Source organism: Streptomyces sp. KLMMK (assembly GCF_036961605.1).
In the GTDB taxonomy this organism is placed as follows: domain Bacteria; phylum Actinomycetota; class Actinomycetes; order Streptomycetales; family Streptomycetaceae; genus Streptomyces; species Streptomyces telluris.
This window is the reverse complement of sequence record NZ_JBAMDC010000629.1, coordinates 1-2,372: the sequence shown is the minus strand read 5'-3', so window position 1 is coordinate 2,372 and position 2,372 is coordinate 1. Positions and strand designations below refer to the sequence as shown.

Genomic DNA, 2,372 nt, shown 5'->3' with positions numbered 1-2,372 from the left:
GCGTCCCCGCCGACGTCCTGCCGCCCGTGCGCCCCGTCAAGGGCCAGGTGCTGCGGCTGCGCGTCCCGGACGCGTACGCGCCCTTCCTCTCCCGCACCGTGCGGGCGGTCGTCCGCGGCGGGCCGGTCTACCTGGTGCCGCGCGAGAACGGCGAGCTCGTCCTCGGCGCGACCACCGAGGAGCTCGGCTGGGACACCACAGTCACCGCCGGCGGCGTCTACGAGCTGCTGCGCGACGCCCACGAGCTGGTGCCCGGCATCACCGAGCTGCCCCTGGTGGAGACCTCCGCCGGACTGCGCCCCGGCTCCCCCGACAACGCCCCCCTCCTCGGCCCGACCGCCCTGCCCGGGCTGCACGCCGCCACCGGCCACCACCGCAACGGCGTCCTCCTCGCCCCGCTGACCGGCGACGTCATGGCCGAGGTGCTGACCACCGGGCGGCTCCCCGAGGAGGCCCGCCCCTTCACCCCCCGACGCTTCTCGAACGCGCTGCAGGAGCTGCCCGTATGAACCCCAGCGACCCCACCGACAACCCCGAGGCCCGCATGGGCATCAGCGTCAACGGCGAGCACCGCGAGGTGCCCCACGGCCTGACCCTCGGCGGTCTCGTGGCGAGCATGACCACCGCGCCCGGCGGCGTCGCCGCCGCCGTCAACGAGGCCGTCGTCCCGCGCGGCCAGTGGGCCGCCACCCGGCTCGGCGCGGGCGACCGCGTCGAGGTCCTCACCGCAGTGCAGGGGGGCTGATCAGCACTGATGGCGGACGATCTGCTCACCATCGCCGACACCACCTTCGGCTCCCGGCTGATCATGGGCACCGGCGGGGCGCCCAGCCTCGACGTCATGGAGCGCGCGCTGCTCGCCTCCGGCACCGAGCTGACCACCGTCGCGATGCGCCGCCTGGACGCGAGCGTCCGGGGCTCCGTGCTGTCCGTGCTGGAGCGGCACTCCATCCGGGTGCTGCCGAACACCGCCGGCTGCTACACCGCCGGCGAGGCCGTCCTGACCGCCCGGCTGGCCCGGGAGGCGCTCGGCACGGACTGGGTCAAGCTCGAAGTGATCGCCGACGAGCGCACGCTGCTGCCCGACCCGGTCGAGCTGCTCGACGCCGCGGAGATCCTCGTGGACGACGGCTTCACGGTGCTGCCGTACACCAACGACGACCCGGTCCTCGCCCGCAAGCTGGAGGACGCCGGCTGCGCGGCGATCATGCCGCTGGGCTCGCCCATCGGCTCCGGCCTCGGCATCCGCAACCCGCACAACTTCCAGCTGATCACCGAGCGGGCCGGGGTCCCCGTGATCCTCGACGCGGGCGCCGGCACGGCCTCCGACGCAGCGCTCGCCATGGAGCTGGGCTGCGCCGCGGTGATGCTCGCCTCCGCGGTGACCCGCGCGCAGGAGCCGGTGCTGATGGCCGAGGCGATGCGGCACGCGGTGGAAGCCGGGCGGCTGGCGTACCGGGCGGGACGGATACCGCGGCGGCACTTCGCCGAGGCGTCTTCTCCCGCGGAGGGCTTGGCACGTCTCGATCCGGAGCGGCCCGCGTTCGGCCCGGGCGGCTGACCGGGACTCCGCCCCGGACCGGTCCTCGGGCGCCGGACGGCTCCACTTTTTTGGCGGAGCTCCCACCCTTTTAGACTCGTCGCGTGGATACGACGCTAGGGGACCCGTTGGTCGGGCACACGCTCGACGGCCGCTACCGGGTCGAGGCCCGCATCGCCGTGGGCGGGATGGCCACGGTCTACCGCGCCCTCGACACCCGGCTCGACCGGGTGCTCGCGGTCAAGGTGATGCACCCCGGCCTCGCCGCCGACACCGCGTTCGTGGAGCGCTTCATCCGCGAGGCCAAGTCGGTCGCGCGCCTGGACCACCCCAACGTGGTGGGCGTCTACGACCAGGGCACCGACGGCCCGTACGTCTATCTGGCGATGGAGTACGTGCCCGGGTGCACCCTGCGCGACGTGCTGCGCGAGCGCGGGGCCCTCCAGCCCCGCGCCGCCCTCGACATCCTGGAGCCGGTGCTGGCCGCGCTGGGCGCGGCCCACCTCGCGGGCCTGGTGCACCGCGACATGAAGCCCGAGAACGTGCTGATCGGCGACGACGGCCGGGTGAAGGTCGCCGACTTCGGGCTCGTCCGGGCCGTGGACACCGACACCACCGCGTCCACCGGATCCGTCCTAGGCACGGTGTCGTACCTGGCCCCCGAGCAACTGGAGCACGGCACCGCCGATCCGCGCGTGGACGTCTACGCGTGCGGCGTCGTCCTCTACGAGATGCTGACCGGCGCCAAGCCGCACACGGGGAGCACCCCGGCCCAGGTCCTCTACCAGCACCTCCACGCGGACGTCCCGCCGCCGTCGGCGGCCGTGCCGGG

General features: G+C 74.4%; 4 protein-coding genes. All 4 read left to right on the top strand.

Annotated features, from left to right (window positions below; all coding sequences use genetic code 11):
* On the top strand, positions 1-509 hold a 509-nt coding region (locus tag V7793_RS36495; RefSeq protein ID WP_336013970.1), incomplete at its 5' end, for an FAD-dependent oxidoreductase.
* A gap of 35 nt (positions 510-544) precedes the next feature.
* Entirely contained in the window at positions 545-745 is a 201-nt protein-coding gene (gene thiS / locus V7793_RS36490) for a sulfur carrier protein ThiS (protein WP_336013971.1), read from the top strand.
* Between the two features lie 9 nt (positions 746-754).
* Entirely contained in the window at positions 755-1,561 is an 807-nt protein-coding gene (locus V7793_RS36485; protein WP_336013969.1) for a thiazole synthase, read from the top strand.
* Positions 1,562-1,644: 83 nt separating this feature from the next.
* The coding region (locus tag V7793_RS36480; protein WP_336013968.1) for a protein kinase domain-containing protein at positions 1,645-2,372 on the top strand (728 nt) is incomplete at its 3' end.